General features: G+C 73.9%; 13 protein-coding genes. 3 read left to right on the top strand and 10 right to left on the bottom strand.

Annotation, left to right across the window (positions count from 1 at the left end):
- Positions 1-33: 33 nt before the first annotated feature.
- Both AB0761_RS08855 and AB0761_RS08860 read right to left on the bottom strand, forming a co-directional pair.
- Positions 34-234, bottom strand: a complete 201-nt coding sequence (locus AB0761_RS08855; RefSeq protein WP_377268417.1) for a hypothetical protein — start codon at positions 232-234, stop codon at positions 34-36.
- A gap of 206 nt (positions 235-440) precedes the next feature.
- On the bottom strand, positions 441-1235 hold the full coding sequence (locus tag AB0761_RS08860) for an SGNH/GDSL hydrolase family protein (RefSeq protein WP_377268418.1): 795 nt from the start codon (positions 1233-1235) through the stop codon (positions 441-443).
- 166 nt (positions 1236-1401) lie between these two features.
- Here AB0761_RS08860 and AB0761_RS08865 point away from each other — a divergent pair, with 166 nt between their 5' ends.
- The 3 genes from AB0761_RS08865 (at position 1402) to AB0761_RS08875 (ending at position 5853) form a co-directional block, all read left to right on the top strand.
- Positions 1402-2553 carry an exonuclease SbcCD subunit D gene (locus tag AB0761_RS08865; protein ID WP_377268419.1) on the top strand — a complete coding sequence of 384 codons (1152 nt, stop codon included), beginning with the start codon at positions 1402-1404 and terminating at the stop codon, positions 2551-2553.
- Complete coding sequence (locus tag AB0761_RS08870) at positions 2550-5534, top strand: AAA family ATPase (RefSeq protein WP_377268420.1); 2985 nt, start codon at positions 2550-2552, stop codon at positions 5532-5534. Before AB0761_RS08865 ends, AB0761_RS08870 begins: the two co-directional genes overlap by 4 nt.
- 115 nt (positions 5535-5649) lie before the next feature.
- The gene (locus tag AB0761_RS08875; protein WP_377268421.1) at positions 5650-5853 is read left to right on the top strand and encodes a hypothetical protein; all 204 of its coding nucleotides are present in this window, start codon (positions 5650-5652) and stop codon (positions 5851-5853) included.
- Between the two features lie 108 nt (positions 5854-5961).
- On the opposite strand, the gene AB0761_RS08880 is transcribed toward AB0761_RS08875, so the two are convergent.
- The 8 genes from AB0761_RS08880 to AB0761_RS08915 form a co-directional block, all read right to left on the bottom strand.
- On the bottom strand, positions 5962-6384 hold the full coding sequence (locus tag AB0761_RS08880) for a secondary thiamine-phosphate synthase enzyme YjbQ (RefSeq protein ID WP_377268422.1): 423 nt from the start codon (positions 6382-6384) through the stop codon (positions 5962-5964).
- A gap of 21 nt (positions 6385-6405) precedes the next feature.
- Positions 6406-6873, bottom strand: coding sequence for a hypothetical protein (locus AB0761_RS08885; protein WP_377268423.1), 468 nt, complete (start codon positions 6871-6873; stop codon positions 6406-6408).
- Positions 6874-6890: 17 nt separating this feature from the next.
- Positions 6891-8444: an ATP-dependent DNA ligase gene (locus tag AB0761_RS08890; RefSeq protein ID WP_377268424.1), complete on the bottom strand. Its 1554-nt coding sequence runs from the start codon at positions 8442-8444 to the stop codon at positions 6891-6893.
- Between the two features lie 51 nt (positions 8445-8495).
- Positions 8496-9713: a glucose-1-phosphate adenylyltransferase gene (gene glgC / locus AB0761_RS08895; RefSeq protein ID WP_377268425.1), complete on the bottom strand. Its 1218-nt coding sequence runs from the start codon at positions 9711-9713 to the stop codon at positions 8496-8498.
- 61 nt (positions 9714-9774) lie between these two features.
- Positions 9775-10965: a glycogen synthase gene (glgA, locus tag AB0761_RS08900; protein ID WP_377273977.1), complete on the bottom strand. Its 1191-nt coding sequence runs from the start codon at positions 10963-10965 to the stop codon at positions 9775-9777.
- 107 nt (positions 10966-11072) lie between these two features.
- Positions 11073-12719, bottom strand: coding sequence for a phosphoglucomutase (alpha-D-glucose-1,6-bisphosphate-dependent) (pgm, locus tag AB0761_RS08905; protein WP_377268426.1), 1647 nt, complete (start codon positions 12717-12719; stop codon positions 11073-11075).
- Between the two features lie 264 nt (positions 12720-12983).
- Positions 12984-13250 (bottom strand): hypothetical protein, encoded by a 267-nt coding sequence (locus AB0761_RS08910; protein ID WP_377268427.1) that lies wholly within the window; start codon positions 13248-13250, stop codon positions 12984-12986.
- 139 nt (positions 13251-13389) lie between these two features.
- Positions 13390-15693 carry a molybdopterin-dependent oxidoreductase gene (locus tag AB0761_RS08915; protein ID WP_377268428.1) on the bottom strand — a complete coding sequence of 768 codons (2304 nt, stop codon included), beginning with the start codon at positions 15691-15693 and terminating at the stop codon, positions 13390-13392.
- Positions 15694-15895 lie beyond the last annotated feature (202 nt).

Genomic DNA, 15895 nt, shown 5'->3' on the forward strand with positions numbered 1-15895 from the left:
CGGTGTCGAGGTGACCTCGCTCGCACTCCGCCCTCAGCCGGCGACCACCACTTCCAGCTCGAAGCCCTGGGCGTCGACCGGATGCACACTGCGGCCGGACTCGGTACGGGTCGTCCAGCCCGCCGCGAGGGCCGCGCCGACCGCCTCCGCCGAACCGTGCACCGCCAGGTGGTTGAGCCCTGCCCGCATCCGGTCGTGGCCTCCGGGGTGCAGCGCCGGCGACTGCTCGATCACCAGGTAGCCGCCGGCTGCGCCCCGTCGCCCAGCTCTGGTAGGGGGCGCAGCCGTGGGCCGACAGCACGGGCGCCCACTGCGCCTCGGCGGTGGCCAGATCATCGACCCAGAGCTCGACATGGTGGAAGAGTTCGTTCGGCACGGGCCCTTTCTACCGCCGCTCCGCCGGCGACGGCGACGGCTGCGGCTGCGGCTGCGGCTGCGGCTCAGTCTGCCGAGTTCAGGGACGGCAGATACCCGCTCGCCTGACCGGACATGTTGGGGTGGTAGCTCTCGTAGACCGGCAGGGTGGCGCTGTTGAGCCAGGAGGCTCCGGAGCAGATCTCATGGCCGGTGAAGACCCCACGGACGTCCACGAAGGTGAACCCGGCGTCGGCGGCGCGCTTGGCGGTCACCAGGGCCAGGTCGTCCGCGGCGGCGTTCACGGCGCTGCGCCTGGTGTCGCCGATCCCCACGAGGCAGGTACCGCCGATCCGGTACATGCGCGGATAGCCCAGCACCACCACATGGGCCCGGGGGGCCTTGGAGTGGATCGCCGCGTAGGTGGCGTCCAGCCTCGCCGGCAGGGTGGTGCCGATGAACTTACGGGCGTTGGCGACGGCGTTCAGGCAGACGCTCTGGGTGTCGAACACGCAGCTGGTCATCACCTCGGAGAACCCGGCGTCATTGCCGCCGATGGTGATGCTGACCAGGGTGGTCGCCGGGCTCAGTGCGGACAGCTGGCTCTCCAGCACATCGTCGGTGGTGGCGCCCGAGCAGGCGGCGAAGGAGAAGGACGACGGGGTGTGCGCGGCGTTCCAGAGATACGGGTAGGACCGGGTGCTGCGGCGGCAGTCCCCGCTCGCTGCGAGGTAGCCCCCGGCACCGACACCGGCGGAGTAGGAGTCGCCCAGGGCCACGTACCGCACCTCGGCCGCCACCGCGGAGGGGGCGCCGGCCAGGGTGGCCCAGGGCAGGATCAGCGCCGCCAGGACGGCGGATGCGGCACGGGACGGGCGCACGGGGCCTCCAGGGAAGCGGATGGACACCACGTTGATAGCAGCGGCCGGCCCTCGCAAACGATGGTCATGTCAACGGTTACCCTGGAAATCCCCGGTAGTTCACTCCTTCGGGGGAACGCTTCGCACCGACCGCCCCTGTCGGTGGTCACCGTTAAGGTCTTTGCCCATGCGCCTGCTGCACACCTCCGACTGGCATCTGGGCCGGACCTTCCACCGGGAGAGCCTGCTCTCCGCCCAGCACGCCTTCCTGGACCACCTGGTCGCGACCGTCCGCGCCGAGCGGGTGGACGCCGTGCTGGTCGCCGGGGACGTCTACGACCGCGCACTGCCCTCGCTGGACGCGGTGGCGCTCTTCGACGAGGTGCTGCACCGGCTGGCCGAGCTCAGGGTGCCGGCGGTGTTCATCAGCGGCAACCACGACTCCGCCCGCCGGCTCGGCGTGGCGGCGGGGCTGATCGACCGCGCCGGCATCCATCTGCGCACCGACCCCGCGGGCTGCTCCATCCCGGTGGTGCTGGACGACCGGCACGGCCCGGTGGCCCTCTACGGCCTGCCGTACCTGGAGCCCGCCCTGGTCCGGGAGGGCCTGGGGCTGGAACGCGGCGGGCATGCCGCCGTGCTCGGCGCCGCCATGGACCAGGTGCGCGCCGACCTGGCCGGCCGTCCCCCCGGCACCCGCTCCGTCGTCCTGGCCCACGCCTTCGTCACCGGCGGTGCCACCACCGACAGCGAGCGCGACATCACCGTCGGCGGCGTGGCCTCCGTCCCCGCCGAGGTCTTCCAGGGCGTCGACTACGCCGCCCTCGGCCATCTGCACGGCTGCCAGACCCTCACCCCGCGGCTCCGCTACAGCGGCTCCCCGCTCCCCTACTCGTTCTCCGAGGCAGGGCAGCGCAAGACCATGTGGCTGGTGGAGCTGGACGCGGACGGCTCGGTCGAGGCCCGCCGTGTCGACTGCCCCACCCCCCGCCCGCTGGCCTGTCTGCGCGGCCGGCTGGAGGAGCTGCTCGGCGACCCCGCCCTGGAGCCCCACCGCACCTCCTGGGTGCAGGCCACCCTCACCGACCCGGGCCGGCCGGCGGAGCCCATGGAGCGGCTGCGCCGCCGCTTCCCGCACACCCTGCAACTCCTCTTCGACCCGGACGAACACCCCGGGGACGGCGCCCCCAGCTACGGCGCGCGGCTGCGCGGCCGCAGCGACCTGGAGGTCGCCGAGGGCTTTGTCCGCCATGTCCGCCCCGGCACCGGGGTCGACCCCGCCGAGAGCGGCTGGCTGCGCGAAGCCTTCGAGTCGGTCCGCCAGGAGGCGGCCCAGTGAGACTGCACACCCTCACCGTCACCGCCTTCGGCCCCTTCGCCGGTACCGAGCGGGTGGACTTCGACGCCCTCGCCGCCTCCGGCCTCTTCCTGCTGCGCGGTGCGACCGGCGCGGGCAAGACCAGCGTGCTGGACGCCGTCTGCTTCGCCCTCTACGGCGAGGTCCCCGGCGCCCGTACGCGCAGCCGGCTGCGCAGCGACCACGCCGACCCCCGGGTGCTGACGCAGGTCGTCCTGGAGGTGACCCTCGGCGGCCGCCGACTGGAGATCACCCGTCTCCCGGAGCAGCTGCGCCCCAAGCGGCGCGGTGAGGGCTTCACCCCGGAGAAGGCGCAGACCCTGCTGCGTGAGTACACCGCGGGCGGCTGGCAGCCGCTCAGCCGCTCCCATCAGGAGGCCGGGGAGGAGATCGGCCGGCTGCTGGGCATGAGCCGGGACCAGTTCTGCCAGGTGGTGCTGCTCCCCCAGGGCGACTTCGCCCGCTTTCTGCGCGCCGACGCGGGCGAGCGGGCCGATCTGCTGGGCAGGCTCTTCGACACCGGGCGCTTCAGCCGGGTCGAGGAGTGGCTTGCGGCACGCCGCCGCACCGGTGAGGAGCGGCTCCGCTCCGCCCAGGACGAGCTGCGCCATCTGGTCGCCCGGCTCGACCAGGCGGCCGGCCCGGCCGCAGAGCCCGCCGACGGGTGGATCCCCGCCGGTGACGCCGCGGGCGACCTCGCCCGGCAGGCCCCCGCCTGGGCCGCGATCCTGCGCAGCGACGCGGCGGAGCAGCTGGCCGTCGCCGGGTCGGCCCTGCGCATCGCCGAGCAGGCGCACCATGCCCGCCAGCGGCAGAGCTCCGCCGCCGAGACGCTGACGGACCGTCAGGAGAGCCACCGCAGAGCCCTGGTGCGCGAGGCCGAGCTGGCGGCCCAGGCCCCCGACCGCGAGGCCGACCGTACCCGGCTGGCCTCCGCCAGAGCCGCGGCCGTGGTGGAGTCCGCCCTGCGGCTGCGCCGGAGCGCGGCCGACGCCCATGACGCCGCGCTCCGCCGGGAGCGGGACGCCCGCGAGGCCTGCGGCTCCGACCGGGACGCCCCCGCCCCGCAGCTCAGCGGCATCGAGCAGCGGCTGCGCGACGACCTGGTCCGGCTGGAGGCGGCCGGCAGGGCCGAGCAGCGGCTCGCCGGGACCGCGGCCGAGCTGCGCCGTGTCGAGGCCGAGCAGCGGGCAGCCGAGGAGCTGCGCGAGGAGGCCGAACGCCAGCTGGAGGCCCTCCCCGCCCAGGAGGAGCAGCTGAACCGGCAGCTCTCCGAGGCCCGCCAGGGAGCCTCCCGGGCGGAACAGCTCACCACTTGCCACCAGGACGCCGAGCAGCGGCTCTCCGCAGCCCGGCGGCGTGACGAACTGCTGGTCCAGGCCCACCGGGTGGAGGCCGAGGCGGGCGCCCACCGGGAGACCGCGGCCAAGGCCCGCCAGACCTGGCTGGACCTGCGGGAGCAGCGGCTGGACGGCATGGCCGCCGAGCTGGCCGGCCGGCTGCACCGCGGCGACCCCTGCCCGGTCTGCGGCTCCGCCGAGCACCCCGCCCCCGCGCAGCCGTCCGGCGAGCCGGTCACCCGCGAGGTGGAACAGGCCGCGGAGGCCGAGTTCCGCCGGGCCGAGACGGCCCACCGCAACGCGTCCGAGCGGCTGGCCGCACTGCGCAGCGAGGCGACCGCCGCCGGGAACACCCCCACGGACAGCATCACCGCCGAACTCGCCGGCCTCGCCGCCGAGCTCACCGCAGCGCTGCACGCGGCGGACGGACTGGTGACCGCCGAACAGGGCCTCATCAGGCTCGCCCGGCAGCGTGAGGACCATCTGGAGCAGCAGCGCACCGCCGGGGCGCGGGCGGCCGTGCACAGCGACCGCATGGAGAGCCTCGTCCTGGAACACGACGACCTCACCGCAGAGGTCGCGCAGGCCCGCGGCGACGCCCCCTCCGTCGCCGAGCGCGCCGCCCGGTTCCGTACCCGCATCGCCCGGCTCGCCGCGGCAGCCACCGCCGCCCGGGAGGCCGCCGACGCCGCCGCCCGGCTCGACGACGCCCGTGCCGAGGCCGCGGCAGCCGCCACCGCCGCAGGCTTCGCCACCCCCGAGGCGGCCTCCGAGGCTGTGCTGCCCGCCTCCCGGCAGCAGGCCGTCGAGATGCGCCTCGCCGCCTGGGACAGCGAGCGTGCCGCCGTACGGACGCTGCTGGACGACCCGGTCATCGCCCTGGCCGCCGCCCAGCCGCCCGCCGACCCCGCCACCGCGGCGGCGGACCTGGCGGCGGCGACCGCCCGGCTGCGCACCACCGCGGCGGCCGAGGACGCCGCACGTCACCGCCTGGCCGAACTCCGCAGCCTCGGCGGCCGGTTGACCGCCCACTCCGCCGCGCTCGCCCCGGCCCTCGCCGAGCACGCCCGGATCAGCCGCCTCTCGCAGCTGGCCGCCGGCACCAGCAGCGAGAACCGGCTGCGGATGCGGCTGGAGTCGTATGTGCTGGCGGCCAGGCTGGAGCAGGTGGCCGCGGCCGCCAGCAGCCGTCTGGTGCGGATGTCCGGCGGCCGCTACACGCTGGTGCACAGCGACAGCAAGGTGTCCGGCAACAAACGTGCCGGGCTCTCCCTCCATGTGGTGGACGCCTGGACCGGCACCGAGCGGGACACCACCACCCTCTCCGGCGGCGAGAGCTTCTTCGCCTCCCTCGCGCTCGCTCTGGGCCTGGCCGATGTGGTCACCGACGAGGCCGGTGGCATGCCCCTGGACACGCTCTTCATCGACGAGGGGTTCGGCACCCTGGACGAGCAGGCTCTGGAGGAGGTCCTGGACGTCCTGGACGGGCTGCGGGAGCGGGACCGCGCCGTCGGCATCGTCAGCCATGTCGCCGACCTCCGCCAGCGCATCCCCGCGCAGCTGCTGGTCCACAAGACGCCCCGGGGCTCCACCCTCCGCCTCAGCGGCCCGGACTCCGCCTGACGCCGCACCCGGACGACGACCCCTGCCCCTGCCCCTGCCCCTGCCCCTGCCCCTGGGCGATCCGAACACCCGGCATAGGCTTGGCAAACAGGAGCCACAACGAGGAGGCGGCACCATGGCCGATCCGGCACCGCACTGCTACACCGAGTCCGCCGCACCCCCGCCCCCGCCCTGGACACCCGCGGGCCGGACGGACGCCCCGGTCGCCGACTGCGTGCTCTGCGGCGAGCCGACCGAGCATCCCGCCGACCTGCCCGGGACTCCGCTCTGCCCCGTCTGCGCCTGGCAGCAGGCCCAGCGCAGCGCCTGCTCGGGCTGAGCCCGCCCTGCCCCGCCCTGCCTGACCCCTGCCCTGCCTGACCCCTGCCCGGCCTGAGCCTCCACGGCTCGGCCCGGGCGGTCGCCCGGCCATGACCGGGACGGCCGCTCAGCCCAGGAAGGAGAGCCGTACCGTCCGGCGCGGGTTGTCCCGGTTGGTGTCCACCAGCACCACCGACTGCCAGGTGCCCAGGGCCAGCCGCCCGTCCACCACCGGCAGCGTCGCATGCGGCGGCACCAGGGCCGGCAGCACATGGTCGCGGCCGTGCCCGGGGCTGCCGTGGCGGTGGCGCCAGCGGTCGTCGGCGGGCAGCAGCTCGCGCAGCAGGGTCAGCAGATCGTCGTCGCTCCCGGCACCGGTCTCGATCACCGCGATCCCCGCGGTGGCGTGCGGGACGAAGACACTCAGCAGGCCGTCGCGCCCGGCCGCTGCCTCGTCCAGGAAGGCGGCGCAACGGTCGGTGATGTCCACCGCTGCCTCCGCCGAGCCGGTGGTCAGGTCAAAGGTACGGGTGAGGAAAGTCTCTGCCATGACCCCATGCTCCCTCACCTCTCAGCTCCCGCTCTCTCCGGTGTCGCGCGGCAGGGCCTCGTGCCCCGGCACTCCCGGGCTGCGCCGACGCTCCTTCATCTCCGCCTCGTAGACATGCCGGCGGCCGCCGACCAGTTCGTCACGGGCCTTGGCCTCCAGCGAGCGGAACACCGCGTAGTACCCGTCGTCGAACTCCTCGACGACCTGGTAGGTCCAGCGGCCGTGCAGCACATTACGGCCGATCAGCTCTCCCCGCACCTCCTCCGCCAGCCGGTCCCGGCCGAGCCGGTCGAGCGCCTCGACCACCTCGTCCAGCAGTGCGTCGGCCCGCCCCACCAGCTGGTGGAACTCATAGAGTGCGCCACGTGCCCGCTCCAGCCGCTCCAGGGCTTCGGAGAAGCGCCCGGCTGCCACCACCGCCAGATCCGGGGTCTCCTCCGGGCGGCTGTGCACCACGTCCGCCGGGTCCGGCTCCTCGCACCGCTCCATGCCCGCCACCTCCTCGCTCACTCCTGCCCGGCCCAGAGCCCCTCGGCCGCCAGCTCCCGGACCGTGGCGACGGTGTCCGCCTCCGCCGCCGTCTTGTCGTCGCGGTAGCGCAGCACCCTGGCGAAGCGCAGAGCCAGCCCGGCCGGATAGCGGGGACTGCGCTGGAGGCCGTCGAAGGCCACCTCCACCACCAGTTCCGGCCTGACCCGGACCACGGACGAGGTGCGGCCCACTTCCCGTTCCAGCAGCGCGGCGGTCTGCCAGGCCAGCAGTTCGTCGGTCAGCCCCTTGAAGGTCTTGCCCAGCATCACCCACTCCCCCAGTTCCGCGCTCCCGTCGCCACGGGCCGCCAGGTGCAGATTGCTCAGCCGTCCGCGGCGCCGCCCGTGCCCCCATTCGGCGGCCAGGACCACCAGGTCGAGGGTGTGCCGGGGTTTGACCTTGATCCAGCCTGCGCCGCGCCGGCCGGCCGCGTAGGGTGCGGCCGGGTCCTTGACCACCACGCCCTCGTGGCCTTGCGCCAGCGCGTCCCGGAAGAAGGCATGCGCCAGGCCGCTGTCGGCGGTCACGGTACGGGGCACCCGCAGCGCCGGGGGCAGGGTCTGCTCCAGCGCCTCCCAGCGCTGCTCCCCCGGCAGGTCCAGCAGGTCCTCACCGTCGCGGTGCAGCAGATCGAAGAAGAAGGCCTGCAGCGGCACCTCCTCCCGGAGCCGCAGCGGGTCCTGGCGGGAGGCGGTGCGGGCGGCGGTGACCTGGAAGGGGCGCGGACGGCCGTCCGGCCCCAGGGCGAGGGCCTCTCCGTCCAGCACCGCGCTGCGCACCGGCAGCGCCGCCACCGCCTCCACCAGTTCGGGGACCCGGGCGGTGATGTCGTCCAGACTGCGGGTGAAGACCGCGATGTCGGAGCCGTCTCGGTGCACCTGCACCCTGATCCCGTCCAGCTTCCACTCCAGGGCCGCGGGGCTGACCCGTTCCAGGGCCGTGGCCACATCGGGGGCCGAGGCGGCCAGCATGGGCCGTACCGGCCGTCCCACCTCCAGTCCGAAGGCCCTCAGCGCCGGGGCTCCGCCGGTCAGTGCCGCGGCCGCCACGGCCCGCGCCGAGCCGCGGAACATCAGCGCTCTGCGCACCGCGGTCGCGGGGACCTCGGCGGCCTTGGCGACGGCGTCCCCGATCAGCGCGTCCAGCGCGCCCTGCCGCAGTTCGCCCACCAGTACCGCGCTCAGGAAGTGCTGCTCCTCCTCGGTGGCCCTGGCGAAGAGCCCGTCCAGCAGCAGCCGCCGCTCGGCCTGGGCGCCGGGGCCGTGCACGGCGGCGATCCGGGCCAGCGTCTCCTCGGTCTCCCGTACGCCCAGTGTGGGCAGGCCGGCCGGGGCGGGCAGCTCCCGCAGCGCCGCCGGGCCCACGCCGACCCGCAGCCGCCGTGACTCCCCGGAGAGCAGGGCGACCGCCGAGGGCGACTCGTCGGGGCCCAGCTCCCGGAGGCACTGCGCCAGCAGGGCGATCTTGGCGTTGCGCGCCGGTTCGGCGCCCACGGCGCCTGAGGTGGAGGCCAGTCGGTGGAGCAGCATGCGGGCATCTCCCGGGTTCCCGGTACGGCACCGCGGTCGGCGTGGTGGCCGTCAGTCCACTCTCTGCCCCTTGGCCAGGGCGACGACACCCTCCGCCGAGACGGTGTACAGCTCGCGGTCGCGCTGCGGGTTGACGCCGATGGTGGCGCCCGGCGGCACGATCACGTTCTTGTCCAGGATGGCCCTGCGGACCACGGCGCCGCGTCCCACCCGGACCCCGTCCAGCAGTACCGAGCCCTGCACCACCGCGCCCTCCTCGATGACCACCCCGGGGGAGAGCACCGACTGGGTGACCTGCCCGGTGACGATGCAGCCGGCGCTCACCATGGACTCGCTTGCGATGCCGCCGGCCACGAACTTGGCGGGCGGCAGCTGCGCCGGGTGGGTGAAGATCGGCCAGTGGCGGTTGTAGAGGTTGAAGACCGGATGGACCGAGATCAGGTCCTGGTGGGCCTCGTAGTAGGAGTCCAGGGTGCCGACGTCCCGCCAGTAGCCGTGGTCGCGTTCGGTCTCGCCGGGTACCCGGTTGTCGTCGAAGTCGTAGACCATCGCCTGTCCGCTGCCGGCCAGCATCGGCATGATGTCGCCGCCCATGTCGTGGCGGGACGACGGGTTGTCGGCGTCCCGCTGCAGGGCGTCCACCAGCACCTTGGTGGAGAAGACATAGTTGCCCATGGAGGCGAAGACCCTGGTGGGGTCGCCGGGCAGGCCCGGCGGGTCGGCGGGCTTCTCCAGGAAGTCGGCGACCCGCCGTCCGTCGGAGGCGGTGGTGATCACCCCGAATCCGGCGGCCTGCTCACGCGGCACCCTGATCCCCGCCACGGTGACCCCGGCGCCGGACTCGATGTGGGCCTGGAGCATCTGCTGGGGGTCCATCCGGTACACATGGTCGGCGCCGAAGACCACGATGTGGTCGGGCTGCTCGTCCCGTACCAGGTTGAGCGACTGGTAGACGGCGTCGGCGCTGCCCAGGTACCAGCGCGGCCCCAGCCGCTGCTGGGCCGGTACGGGGGTGACATAGTCGCCGGTCAGTCCGGCCAGCCGCCAGGTGGTGGCCAGATGCCGGTCCAGCGACGACGACTTGTACTGGGTGAGCACGCAGATCCGGGTGATACCGCCGTTGACCAGGTTGGAGAGGACGAAGTCGATGAGCCGGTAGCCGCCGCCGAAGGGCACCGCGGGTTTGGCCCGGGAGGCCGTCAGCGGCATCAGCCGCTTGCCCTCCCCGCCGGCGAGCACCATTCCCAGCACCGAGGGTCCACCGCGCACGTCCCGCTCCTTCCCGCCACACCCGCCACTGCACGTCCCCCGCACCGCGAGGCTCGGTCCGTCAGCGCCTCCCGGCGAGCTGCTCGTAGAGTCCCACCGTGCGCCTTGCCACCGCCGGCCAGCCGAACTCCGCCACCGCGCGCCGCCGGCCCGCGCGGCCCAGTTCCGCGGCCGTCGCCGGATCGGCGACCAGGGTGTTGACCGCCGTTGCCAGACCTGCCTCGAACCCCGCCGGGTCGTCCTCCCGATAAGGGACGAGCAGCCCGGTACGGCCCTCATCCACCACCTCGGGGATGCCCCCGACGTTGGAGGCGACCACCGCGGTGCCGCAGGCCATCGCCTCCAGGTTGACGATGCCCAGCGGTTCGTAGACCGAGGGGCAGGCGAACAGCGTGGCATGGGTGAGCAGTTGGATGACATCCCCGCGCGGCAGCATCTCGGGAATCCAGAACACTCCCTCGCGCTGCCGCCGCAGGGCGCCCACCAGTCCGCGGAACTCCTGGCCGATCTCCTCGGTGTCCGGTGCGCCGGCGCACAGCACCAACTGGATCCCGGGGTCGAAGTCCCGGGCGGCGCGCAGCAGATGCGGTACGCCCTTCTGCCGGGTGATCCGCCCGACGAAGACCACCATGGGCCGGCCGGGGTCGATCCCGTGGTGTTCCAGCACGGCGGTCGCGGGGTCGGGGCGGTACAGCTCGGTGTCGATGCCGTTGTGGATGACATGCACCTTGTCCGGGTCCACCGCCGGGTAGCAGGACAGGATGTCCTGCCGCATGCCGCGGGAGACCGCGATGACGGCGTCCGCGGCCTCGATGGCGGTGCGCTCCGCCCAGGAGGAGACGGCATAGCCGCCGCCGAGCTGCTCGGCCTTCCACGGCCGCAGCGGCTCCAGGGAGTGAGCGGTCATCACATGCGGTACGCCGTGCAGCAGTTTGGCGAGGTGACCGGCGAGGTTGGCGTACCAGGTGTGGGAGTGGACCAGGTCCCGTCCGGCCACCGCGTCGGCCATGGCGAGGTCGATGCCGAGGGTGCGCAGCGCCGGGTTGGCGGCGGCCAGCTCCGCGGGGGCGGGGTGGCGGTGCACTCCGTCGTGGGCACCCCGGGTGGGGTGGCTGCCGGCCGGCCGGTCGCCGACCGTCCAGCAGTGCACCTCCAGGTCGGTCAGCGAGCGCAGCTCCCGGGCGAGGAACTCGGCGTGGACCCCGGCGCCGCCGTAGACGTCCGGCGGGTACTCGCGGGTGAGCAGCGCCACCCGGAGTCGTGCGGCCCGCTCGGCCGCCGCTGCACCGGGCTCCCCGGCAGCGCCCAGGTCGCCGGATCCGTCCGGCCCCTCGGTCCCGGTGGGCCCCCCGCCGGCCATCAAACGGCCCCGCCCAGGGCCCTGGTGACCAGCGCCCTGGCCTCGTCCTGCACCTGGCGCAGATGGTCGGGTCCCTGGAAGCTCTCGGCGTAGATCTTGTAGACGTCCTCGGTGCCGGACGGCCGGGCGGCGAACCAGGCGCTCTTGGTGCAGACCTTGAGGCCGCCGATGGCGGCGCCGTTGCCGGGGGCCTCGGTGAGGACCGCGGTGATGGGCTCACCGGCCAGTTCGGTGGCGGTGACCTGCTCCGGGGAGAGCCGGGCCAGCACCGCCTTCTCCTGCCGGCTCGCCGCCGCGTCGACCCGGGCGTAGGCGGGGTCGCCGAAACGGGCGGTGAGGTCGGCGTAGTGGCGGGAGGGGGTGCTGCCCGTCACCGCGGTGATCTCGGAGGCGAGCAGGGCGAGCAGGATGCCGTCCTTGTCGGTGGTCCACACCCGGCCGTCGCGGCGCAGGAAGGACGCCCCGGCGGACTCCTCGCCGCCGAAGCCCAGGGTGCCGCCGTGCAGACCGTCCACAAACCACTTGAAGCCCACCGGCACTTCGACCAGCTGCCGCCCCAGGTCGTTCACCACCCGGTCGATCATGGAGGAGGAGACCAGGGTCTTGCCGATCCCGGCCGCCGCCGGCCAGTCGGCGCGGTGGGTGCAGAGGTAGCGGATGGCGACGGCCAGATAGTGGTTGGGGTTCATCAGGCCGCCGTCGGGGGTGACGATCCCGTGCCGGTCGGCGTCGGCGTCATTGCCGGTGGCCACGGTGTAGGCGTCCCGCTGCTCGATCAGCGAGGCCATGGCGTACGGGGAGGAGCAGTCCATCCGGATCCTGCCGTCCCAGTCCAGCGTCATAAAGCGCCAGGTGGGGTCGGTGGCCGGATTGACCACGGTGAGGTCCAGGCGGTGGCGCTCGGCGATCCTGCCCCAGTAGGCGACGGACGCGCCGCCCAGCGGGTCGGCGCCGATCCGCACTCCGGCGTCCCGTACCGCGTCGAGGTCGAGCACCGCAGGCAGCTCGTCCACATATCCGCCGAGGAAGTCATGGCGGGCTGTGGTGTCCGCGGCCAGGGCGCGGGCGTAGGGGATCCGGCGGACCTCCTTGAGCCCGCCCTCGATCAGGGCGTTGGCGCGGTCCTGGATCCAGGAGGTGGCCTCCGAGCCTGCCGGACCGCCGTGCGGGGGGTTGTACTTGAAGCCGCCGTCGGCGGGCGGATTGTGGGACGGGGTCACCACGATGCCGTCGGCCTGGGCCGGACCACCGTCCCGGTTGTGCGTCAGGATGGCGTGGGAGACCGCCGGGGTGGGGGTGTAGCCGTCGCCGGAGTCGATCAGCACGGTGACCCCGTTGGCGGCCAGCACCTCCAGGGCGGTGACCCTGGCCGGCTCGGAGAGGGCGTGGCTGTCGGCGCCGAGGAAGAGCGGGCCGTCGATGCCCCGGGCTGCCCGGTAGTCGCAGATCGCCTGGCTGGTGGCCGCGATGTGGTCGTCGTTGAAGGAGGCGGCGAAGGCGGATCCGCGGTGCCCCGAGGTACCGAACGCCACCCGCTGGGCGGGCTCGGCGGGGTCCGGGTGGAGCGCGTAGTAGGCCGTCACCAGACGCGCGACATCCACCAGGTCTCCGGGCTGCGCCGGATGCCCGGCCCTCTCGTGCACCATGGCCTCTCCTCGCTCCTCGCAGGCGGGTCGCGCCGTGATCCATGCCCAGCTTGTGCGGGATCGACTCCTGGGATTGTGCCCGGGTCCGCCCGCGTGGCGCCCCGGCATGCGTGGATCAGCGCATCCGGCCGCCGGACGGCCGGCGGCGGGGGCAGCGGCTGCGGGGGCAGCGGTCGCGTCCCGGGGGCGGACATGCCGAAACGGGTGCGGGGCTCTGTGCCCAGAGTCCCGCACCCTGCTGTCTCGGGTCCGCCCGCGCGAACCCTAGCCGCGGCCTCCGAAAAGGCTGCGGCGAAGCCGTCGCAGCGGCGCGAGCAGCGAGACCCGGGCGCTACGGCTCGGGGCTGCCGGTGTGCCCGTACCACGCGGCGTGAGCTCCCTTATCAGGCCCACCGCGTCGGCGGTGTCCACCGCCGGCAGCGCAGGCGCACCGAGCACCGCCAGGTGGCGGTCGATGTGCCGACCCGTAGCACCGACTCCGCACTGGATCGCCGGTACGCGGGGCCTGTTGCGCACATGCATCTGTTCCATGAGACTTCCCACCCCTACGAGGCGCCAGGGCCGTGGGCGAAGACTACCCGTGCAAGGCGGTCGTCACGCAACCGTCCCTGTGATTGGCCACCGTACCGTGTGATCACAACTGCCGTGCCTCCTGGGGATGCTGAGGACGTCACGAGTCCGCAACGTCGGGTGTGCGATCCCTCACCAGGACCTCCAGCTGCACCGGGATGCCGTTGAGGACGGCGGTGCCGGAGAGCGGGTCGAGCGGTGCGTCGTCGGTGAGCACATTGCTGTTGACGCCGGGTCGGCGGGCGGCGACCGTCGTACGGGTGTCCGGGGCGTCGTGCCCCCAGCCGTGCGGCAGGCTGACCACGCCCACCGCGACCGTGTCGGTGAGCTCGGCGGTGGTGTCCACCGCGCCCACCCGGGAACGCAGCCGCACCCGCTGGCCGTCGGTGACGCCGAGCCGGTCCGCGTCGGCCGGGTTGAGCTGGAGGGTGCAGCGGTTGGAGCCGCCCGAGAGCAGCGGGACGTTGTGCATCCAGGAGTTGTTGGAGCGCAGCTGGCGGCGCCCGACCAGCAGCAGCCCGCCGTCGGGGGCCGAGCCGAGTTCGGCGAGGTGGCCGGCGAGCCGGCGGGCTTCGGCGAGCAGCGGCGGCGGGGCGAGCTCCACCTTGCCGCTGGGGGTGCGCAGCACTCCGGGGAGCCTGGGCCGCAGCGGGCCGAGGTCCAGGCCGTGGGGGTGCCGCTCCAGGGCGTCCAGGGTGAGTCCGTCGGGCTTGGCGCCGAAGCCGTCGCCGTAGGGGCCGCCGCGCAGCATCAGGTCGAGCAGCCGGTCCTGGCGGCGGCGGTGGCCGACTGCGGCGAGCAGCTGCCGGGGGTCCTGGCCGAAGGCCGGTGAGGAGGGGTCGGTGGTGATGCGGCGGGCGGTGTCGGCCGCGGTGAGGTCGTCCAGCCGGTCGGGGGTGACGGTGTCACCGAGCGCGGCGCAGGCGAGCCGCAGCAGTACCTCGCCCTCGTCGAGCTCGCCCCCGGCGGGCGGCACCGCGGGCGGTGAGTACTTGGCGGTGTTGCGTACCGCGAAACCGGTGAAGACCAGGTCGTAGTGGCTGCGGGCCAGTGGGGCGGCGGTGGGCAGCACCACATGGGCGTGGCGGGTGGTCTCGTTGAGGTAGGGGTCGACGCTCACCATGGCGTCCAGGGAGCCGAGGGCGGCGGCCAGCCGGGCGCTGTTGGGGGTGGAGAGGACGGGGTTGCCCGCGACGGTGACCAGGCCGCGCAGGCGCTCCCCGGCCGGACCGGGGGTGTCGATCTCCTCGGCGAGGGCGGCGGCGGGGAACTCGCCGAAGACGCTGGGCAGGCCGCGCACCCGGGTCCGGCGTGAGCCAGGGATCCGCACGCCCCTGCCGCGCCCCGCTTCGCCGGTGGTGTTGGGCGAGCCGGCGGCGGGTTCGGGCCAGAGCACGCCGCCCGGGCGGTCCAGATTGCCGGTGAGGACGTTGACGACGTCCACCAGCCAGCTGGCGGCGGTGCCGAAGGACGTGGTGGTGGTGCCGATGCGGCCGTAGACGGCGGCGCTGGGTGCGGCGGCCAGCTCATGGGCCAGGCGGCGCACGGTCTCGGCGGGGATCCTGGTCGCGGTGGCCACCGCGGCCGGGGTGAAGGGCTCCAGGGCGCCCTGCAGCCGCTCCAGGCCGTCGAGGTGGGGGGTTGCGGGGCCCGGGTCGGCCAGGTCCTCGGCGAGCAGGGTGCGGGCGATGCCGGCCAGCAGCAGGGCGTCGGTGCCGGGGCGGATGGCCAGGTGCTCGTCGGCAACCTCGGCGGTGCGGGTGCGTCGCGGGTCCACCACCACCAGCCGGCCGCCGCGGCGCCGCAGGGCGCGCAGTCTGCCCGGCAGGTCGGGGGCGGTGAGCAGGCTGCCGTTGGAGACCATCGGGTTGGCGCCCAGGATCAGCAGATAGTCGGTGCGGTCGACGTCGGGGACGGTGACCGACAGCTCGGTGCCGTACATCAGCCCGCAGGCGACCTGCTTGGGCATCTGGTCCACGGTGGAGGCGCTGAAGCGGTAGCCGGTGCCCAGGGCGTGCACCAGGACGCGGCTGTAGAGGGCGGAGGCATGGTTGTGCACCACGGGGTTGCCCAGATAGACGGCGACGCTGTCGCGTCCGTGGTCGCGCAGCAGGGGGGCCAGCAGCCGGCCGGCCTCTGCGAGTGCCTCGTCCCAGCCGGTCTCGGTCCAGCGGGTGCCGCGCCGCACCAGGGGGGCGCGCAGCCGGTCCGGGTCCTGGTGCAGCTGGCCCAGTGCGACGCCCTTGGGGCAGAGGTAGCCGCGGCTGAAGGGGTCCTGGTCGTCTCCGCGGACCTGGACGGAGCCGGTGTCCTGGTCGATCGCCACGGTGAGCCCGCAGGTGGCCTCACAGAGGGGGCAGGTGCGGTGGGAGACATGCGCCGTACCGGTGGGTAGCTGCGTCATGGCCGCGAGCGTAGCCCCGGTGACGGCCGGGGAACAGAGGTGAGCAAGCGCTCATTGAGCCACCTCAGAGCCCAGATGCGCCTACGCAGCGTCACTCCGACTTCAAAAAGTGAACACATCGAAGGGATTGACGTGGACGAAACCTGAAAGCAATATATGCATGAGCGCCAGACAGTGAAGCTCCGGTCAGCCATCGTTCGAA

The sequence above is a fragment of the Peterkaempfera podocarpi genome (assembly GCF_042466665.1).
GTDB lineage: Bacteria > Actinomycetota > Actinomycetes > Streptomycetales > Streptomycetaceae > Peterkaempfera > Peterkaempfera podocarpi.

Excerpts from the sequence above, each read along its gene's own strand:
- pgm (WP_377268426.1), bottom strand. The coding sequence starts at position 12,719 with ATGGTGCACGAGAGGGCCGGGCATCCGGCGCAGCCCGGAGACCTGGTG.
- AB0761_RS08875 (WP_377268421.1), top strand. The coding sequence starts at position 5,650 with ATGGCCGATCCGGCACCGCACTGCTACACCGAGTCCGCCGCACCCCCG.
- AB0761_RS08915 (WP_377268428.1), bottom strand. The coding sequence starts at position 15,693 with ATGACGCAGCTACCCACCGGTACGGCGCATGTCTCCCACCGCACCTGC.
- AB0761_RS08880 (WP_377268422.1), bottom strand. The coding sequence starts at position 6,384 with ATGGCAGAGACTTTCCTCACCCGTACCTTTGACCTGACCACCGGCTCG.
- AB0761_RS08910 (WP_377268427.1), bottom strand. The coding sequence starts at position 13,250 with ATGGAACAGATGCATGTGCGCAACAGGCCCCGCGTACCGGCGATCCAG.
- AB0761_RS08885 (WP_377268423.1), bottom strand. The coding sequence starts at position 6,873 with ATGGAGCGGTGCGAGGAGCCGGACCCGGCGGACGTGGTGCACAGCCGC.
- AB0761_RS08890 (WP_377268424.1), bottom strand. The coding sequence starts at position 8,444 with ATGCTGCTCCACCGACTGGCCTCCACCTCAGGCGCCGTGGGCGCCGAA.
- AB0761_RS08865 (WP_377268419.1), top strand. The coding sequence starts at position 1,402 with ATGCGCCTGCTGCACACCTCCGACTGGCATCTGGGCCGGACCTTCCAC.